This window comes from Streptomyces sp. AcH 505, assembly GCF_000818175.1.
Classification (GTDB): domain Bacteria; phylum Actinomycetota; class Actinomycetes; order Streptomycetales; family Streptomycetaceae; genus Streptomyces.
Map to the genome: position 1 here is coordinate 2,722,584 of NZ_JTIY01000001.1, position 6,000 is coordinate 2,728,583.

The 6,000-nt window shown below is 71.7% G+C and carries 4 protein-coding genes; 3 read left to right on the top strand and 1 reads right to left on the bottom strand.

Annotated elements, in window-relative coordinates; genetic code table 11:
* Positions 1-105: 105 nt before the first annotated feature.
* Both cysS and rlmB read left to right on the top strand, forming a co-directional pair.
* Entirely contained in the window at positions 106-1,506 is a 1,401-nt protein-coding gene (cysS, locus tag HY68_RS12470; protein ID WP_041988075.1) for a cysteine--tRNA ligase, read from the top strand.
* A 99-nt stretch (positions 1,507-1,605) separates the two neighbouring features.
* Positions 1,606-2,550, top strand: coding sequence for a 23S rRNA (guanosine(2251)-2'-O)-methyltransferase RlmB (rlmB, locus tag HY68_RS12475; RefSeq protein ID WP_041988078.1), 945 nt, complete (start codon positions 1,606-1,608; stop codon positions 2,548-2,550).
* 87 nt (positions 2,551-2,637) lie between these two features.
* On the opposite strand, the gene HY68_RS12480 is transcribed toward rlmB, so the two are convergent.
* Positions 2,638-4,266, bottom strand: coding sequence for a glycosyltransferase family 2 protein (locus HY68_RS12480; RefSeq protein ID WP_078863574.1), 1,629 nt, complete (start codon positions 4,264-4,266; stop codon positions 2,638-2,640).
* A gap of 135 nt (positions 4,267-4,401) precedes the next feature.
* Here HY68_RS12480 and HY68_RS12485 point away from each other — a divergent pair.
* A partial coding sequence (locus tag HY68_RS12485; RefSeq protein WP_041988084.1) for a DoxX family protein occupies positions 4,402-6,000 on the top strand: 1,599 nt, incomplete at its 3' end.

Here is a 6,000-nt window from a genome sequence, read left to right on the forward strand (position 1 = left end):
GGACCGCCCCTCACGCCGTCCCCGGATCGTCCCCCGGACCAGATTCCGTGTCCCCGTTGCCCAAAGCGTCCCGGGGCACTGTCCCGGGCGCACTACCCTTGTCGCGTGACTATTCGGCTGTACGACACCGGCGCCCGGCAGATCCGTGACTTCGTCCCGCTCACCCCGGGCTGTGTCTCGATCTACCTCTGCGGCGCCACCGTGCAGGCCGCCCCGCACATCGGACACATCAGGTCCGGGCTGAACTTCGACATCATGCGCCGCTGGTTCACGCACCGCGGCTACGACGTCACGTTCATCCGCAACGTCACCGACATCGACGACAAGATCATCACGAAGTCGGCCGAGCAGGGTCGGCCCTGGTGGGCGATCGGGTACGAGAACGAGCGCGCGTTCAACAGCGGTTACGACGTCCTCGGCTGCCTGCCGCCCAGCTACGAGCCCCGCGCGACCGGCCACATCACCGAGATGATCGAGATGATGCGGGTCCTCATCGAGCGCGGCAACGCGTACGAGTGCGAGGGCAACGTCTACTTCGACGTGCGGTCCTTCCCCGACTACCTCCAGCTCTCCAACCAGGACATCGACGACCTGCGCCAGCCGTCCGGCGACAACGAGACGGGCAAGCGCGATCTGCGGGACTTCGCCCTGTGGAAGGCCGTCAAGCCCGGCGAGCCCAGCTGGGAGACGCCCTGGGGCCGCGGCAGGCCCGGCTGGCACCTGGAGTGCTCGGCGATGGCGCACAAGTACCTGGGCGCCGCCTTCGACATCCACGGCGGCGGACTCGACCTGATCTTCCCGCACCACGAGAACGAGATCGCGCAGGCCAAGGCGTACGGCGACGACTTCGCGCAGTACTGGGTGCACAACGCCTGGGTCACCATGAGCGGCGAGAAGATGTCCAAGTCGCTGGGCAACTCGGTGCTGGTCTCCGAGATGGTCAAGCGCTGGCGGCCCATCGTGCTGCGCTACTACCTCGGCACCCCGCACTACCGCTCGATGATCGAGTACAGCGAGGAGGCGCTGCGCGAGGCCGAGTCGGCGTTCGCGCGGATCGAGGGCTTCATCCAGCGCGTCGTGGAGAAGAACGGCGGCGCGGCCCCCGCGGCCGACGAGGTGCCGCCGGCCTTCGCCGACGCGATGGACGACGACCTCGGGGTGCCGCAGGCCCTCGCGATCGTGCACACCACCGTCCGGCAGGGGAACTCAGCGCTCGCCGCCGACGACAAGGAAGCGGCTGTCGCCCGGCTCGCCGAGGTGCGCGCCATGCTCGGCGTCCTCGGCCTCGACCCGCTGGACGAGCACTGGGCGGGCGAGACCGACCGGGGCGAGGATCTGCACGGCGTGGTCGACACCCTCGTACGGCTGGTGCTCGACCAGCGCGAGGCGGCGCGCGGCCGCAAGGACTGGGCCACCGCCGACGCCATCCGCGACCAGCTCCAGCAGTCGGGGCTGTCTGTCGAGGACAGCGCCTCGGGGCCCCGCTGGACGCTCGGCCCGCGCTGACCACGGCCGCGGTTACGTACGCTGTCACTGAACCCCGTTACACATATGAACGCCGCGTACGCCGCGTACGCATCACGGAAGCAACGAAACAGGTAGGTCATGGCCGGGAACAGCAGGAACCGCCGCACGTCCGGCAAGAAGGGCATGCAGGTCGGTAGCGGCGGCCAGCGGCGCCGGGGCCTCGAAGGCAAGGGCCCGACCCCGCCTGCCTCCGCGCGCAAGGGCCATGTCAAGAACCGCGTCGCCAACGCGAAGGCCAAGCAGACCCAGCGCCGTCAGGTCGCTCGCCGTGGCGGCAAGGGCACCAGCGAGATGGTCGTGGGCCGCAACCCGGTCTTCGAGGCGCTGCGCGACGGTGTGCCCGCCTCGATGCTCTACGTGCAGCAGTTCATCGACAACGACGAGCGGGTCCGTGAGGCGCTCCAGCTCGCGGCCGACCGCGGCGGCATCCACCTCATGGAGGCCCCCAAGCCGGAGCTGGACCGGCTGACGAACGGCCTCAACCACCAGGGCATGGTGCTCCAGGTCCCGCCGTACGAGTACGCGCACCCGGACGACCTCGCCGCCGCGGCCTTCGACGACGGCGAGGACCCGCTGATCGTCGCGCTGGACGGCGTCACCGACCCGCGCAACCTCGGCGCCGTCGTACGCTCCGTCTCCGCCTTCGGCGGCCACGGCGTCGTCGTCCCCGAGCGGCGCGCGGCCGGTATGACGGCCGGCGCCTGGAAGTCGTCGGCCGGCGCCGCCGCCCGTACGCCGGTCGCCCGCTGTACGAACCTGACGCGGACGCTTGAGGCGTACCGCAAGGCGGGCCTGACCATCGTCGGGCTCGCGGCGGACGGTGACACCGAGGTCGGCGAGCTGGCGGCGCTGAGCGGACCCGTCGTCATCGTCGTCGGCAGCGAGGGCAAGGGTTTGTCGCGGCTGGTCGGCGAGACGTGCGACTTCCGCGTCCGGATCCCGATGCCGGGCGGCGCCGAGTCGCTCAACGCGGGTGTGGCGGCGGGGATCGTGCTGTACGAGGCGTCCCGCCACCGCGTCTGACGTTCTGGCGTCAGACGCGGTGACGTGCGGCCGTCCCGGCTGCCTGTGTGCCGCCTATGCACGGCCCACGTGCCGCCCGCGTGCCGTCTACGTACGGCGGTTGAGCGCGCCGCGTGCCCGCAGGACGCGGCGTCTGACCCGTAGCAGCAACGGCGGTCGCACCCCGGCCCGCAGGACCGGGGGCGCGCCGTCCTGCGGGACCGTCAGCGACACCGGCAGCTCGGTCTCCTTCTGCCGGCCGCAGTTCACGATCCGCGCCTTCAGCTCCCAACTGCCGCCCTTGCGGCCCGCGTTGATGGTGTCGGGGGCGAGCCGTGCCACCGACCGCTGGACCAGTCTGAACGCGCCGTCGGTGTCGCCGCCGTCGTCGCCGCTGCTGCTACTGCCGTCGACCGGGACGCGCTTCGCCGTACTCGTACCCGGCAGGAAGAACTCCTCGCCGCCGCCGCCCCTGCGGCGCGCCACGACGTCCAGCCGCGCTTTGTTCAGCCGGTCCGTGACGTCCAGGGCCTCCGGCGGTATGCCGCCGACCGGCAGTCGCAGCAGGTCGGCGCCGCCTTCGTGCGTGTACGTCAACGGGCCGTCGGGGCCGATCAGTTCGGCCTCGACGGTGACCTCGTCCTTCCCCGTCACCCGGGCCGTCGCCTTCGCCCGGATCGCCGCCTCCCAGCGCCCCAGCTCGGCCAGTTCGTCCGCCCTGCCCTGGACGACGAGCGCCACCACGGCGCGCTGCGGCGCCGGCAGCCCTGCGGCCACCCCTGGTGCGAACCGCTCCGTCACCACGGACCGCACTTCGCGGAAGAAGTCCGCGCGCCACTCGGCCGGCGCGTCGAGATACCGCGCGGCTGTCAGCCGGGCGACCATCTCCACCCGCAGCCACCGCCGGTGCAGCCGGTCGCGCAGCGCGCCCGGCTCCGTGTTCGCGTCCACGATGTCCAGCGCCTCGCGTACGTTGCCGAAGTAGCCCGCCGGGTCGAAGCGCCGGAAACCGGCGTTCGACGCGTCGGCGCGCGCCACGTGGAAGTAGCAGACGTAGTCGGAGAGCACCGAGATCCGGTCGGCCGCGAAGTACGCGGCCGTCACGAACACATGGTCCTCCAGGCGCCGCTTGCCCTCGGGGAAGCGCAGCCCGTGCTTCAGCAGGAACGACCTGCGGAACATCTTGTGCGGGGTGAGGCTGTCGATCAGCGGATCGGCTGCGAGCGTCGCGTCCGGCCGGTTGTGCCGGAACAGCTCGCGCGGCACATTGCGGCCACGGCCCGCCATCTTCCCGATGACGACGTCCGCGTCGTTCTCCTTCGCGTACGCGTAGAGCCGCTCCAGCGCCTCGTCGCCGAGCCAGTCGTCGTTGTCGGCGAACTGGACGTACTCGCCGCGCGCCCGGTCGATCCCGATGTTGCGGGGGCGGGAGGGCCAGCCGGAGTTGGGGATGTGGACGACGGTGATGTTGTCCTGCTCGGCGGCCAGTGTGTCGAGCCGGGCGCCGGTGCCGTCCGTCGAGCCGTCGTCCACGAAGATCGCTTCCCAGTCGGTCTTCGGCATCGACTGGCGCAGCAGTGACGTGATCAACTCACCGATGTCGGCGCCCGGGTTGTAGACCGGCACGACCACGCTGACCTTGGGCGGCCCGCCGCTCACGGCAGGTTCCTGCGTCTCCTCGGCGGTCGTCGCGCTTAAGTCCCGTGCGGGGTGGCCGTTCTTCTGTTCGTTCGCCATGGAAGCAGGATGCCGCAAAAGGAACACTTGCGGCGCGTCCGGCCAACAGATCGGGGCGGCGCCGGATGATCTTGACGGGTCTCGGACATATCGCGCGCGTCAAGGCAGTGTCCTAAACACAAGTCACTCGGTTAGATGAGTGTGGACACCAGAACGCCCCGGCCCGGGTTCGACGATCAGCCCCCGCTGAGCATGCTCAAGGTGGACTGCGATCCCGCGCAGGTCATCGTGAACCACGCCAGCTTCCGGGTGAAACTCGCGACGCCCCAGCGCACGGGCACCGCACGCGCAGGCACCGCACGCGCGGGCGCCGACACCGCGCGTATCCCCGCCATGAGCGGCACCGCAGGCAAGGCAGGCGCCGCGGGCGCCGGCGCCGTACGCCGCCGGGCACCCGTCGTCTGGAGCGGCAGGTCCGAACCGGGTGACCCCGGAGCGACCGGGCTCCTCCAGGCCGTACGGAACTCCTCAGCGGTGCGCGCGGGCGGCGTGGCCGCCGGCGGCGGCTATCCCGAAGCGGCGGAGGGCTACGACACCGGCGCCACGCAGGTCATCCCCCGGATCGACCTCGACGACGACGGCACGACCGTCGTCCCCGCCGTCCCCGGCGGTGGCGGCCGCAGGCCCGGGGGGCCGCTGCTGCCCCCGATGCGGCAGGCCGTCGGCGCGTACGACACCCCCGAACACGACCCGGACGAACAGAGTTACGAGCTCTACCCCGACTCCGACTCCGGTACCGACACCGGTCGCGACGGGCCGCGCAGCCAACGGCACGGCGCCGACAACGTCCGGCACGCGTACTACCCGGGCCGCCGGATGAACCTCGGCGTGGTGCTGCTCCCGCTGCGCGTGTTCCTCGGGTTCATCTCCATCTACGCCGGCATGGGCAAGCTCTGCGACCCCGTGTACTTCGACGGCGGCGAGCGCGGCTCCATGGTGAAGTGGCTCAACTCGCTGCACCCGTGGGCCCTCGCCGAGCCGCTGCGCGACTTCGCGCTCTCGCACCCGGTGGGCGCCGGGCTGAGCGTCGCGTTCCTCCAGATCGTCGCCGGTGTGCTCACGGTGCTGGGTCTGTGGCAGCGGGTCGCGGCCTCCCTCGGCACGCTGCTGTCGGCGGCGCTGATCCTCACCGTCAGCTGGCGGACCGTACCGGCGTACGACGCGCCGGACATCATCTACCTCGCCGCCTGGTCCCCGCTGATCATCGCGGGCGCGCCCGTCTACTCCGTCGACGGACGCCTCGCGGGCGAGGCCTGGCGCAAGCTCGGTCCGCGCTCCGAGATCTGGGACCTGCGCAGGCACGTACTGCGCCGTGGCACGGTCATCGCGAGCGTCGTCATCGGTCTGACCCTGCTCATCGGGTCCGTGCTCGGCGGGGCCGTACGGTCGTCCGACATGGTGACGGTGCCGGGCCCGAACCAGGACCCGGTCAACCAACTCCCGGGCGCCCCGCTGCCGCAGAAGTCGCGGCACAGCAAGGCGTCGCAGTCGCCGACCGGTTCGGACCGTACGAGCGGCCGTCCGACGGAGCCGTCGGCGGGCAAGTCGCAGAGCCCCACGGCGCAGCAGTCCACGGCGGGCAGCGTGGCGCCCGCCCGGCAGAGCGGCCCGTCGGACACGTCGGGCACCGCTCAGCAGCCCAGCAGGACGCAGGGCACGGGCGGCGGCCAGGCGCCCCCGCAGACGGCCCAGCAGGCGCCTCCGGCGACCGGCAGCCAGGGTCCCGCCTCCAGC

Excerpts from the sequence above, each read along its gene's own strand:
- rlmB (WP_041988078.1), top strand. The coding sequence starts at position 1,606 with ATGGCCGGGAACAGCAGGAACCGCCGCACGTCCGGCAAGAAGGGCATG.
- HY68_RS12480 (WP_078863574.1), bottom strand. The coding sequence starts at position 4,266 with ATGGCGAACGAACAGAAGAACGGCCACCCCGCACGGGACTTAAGCGCG.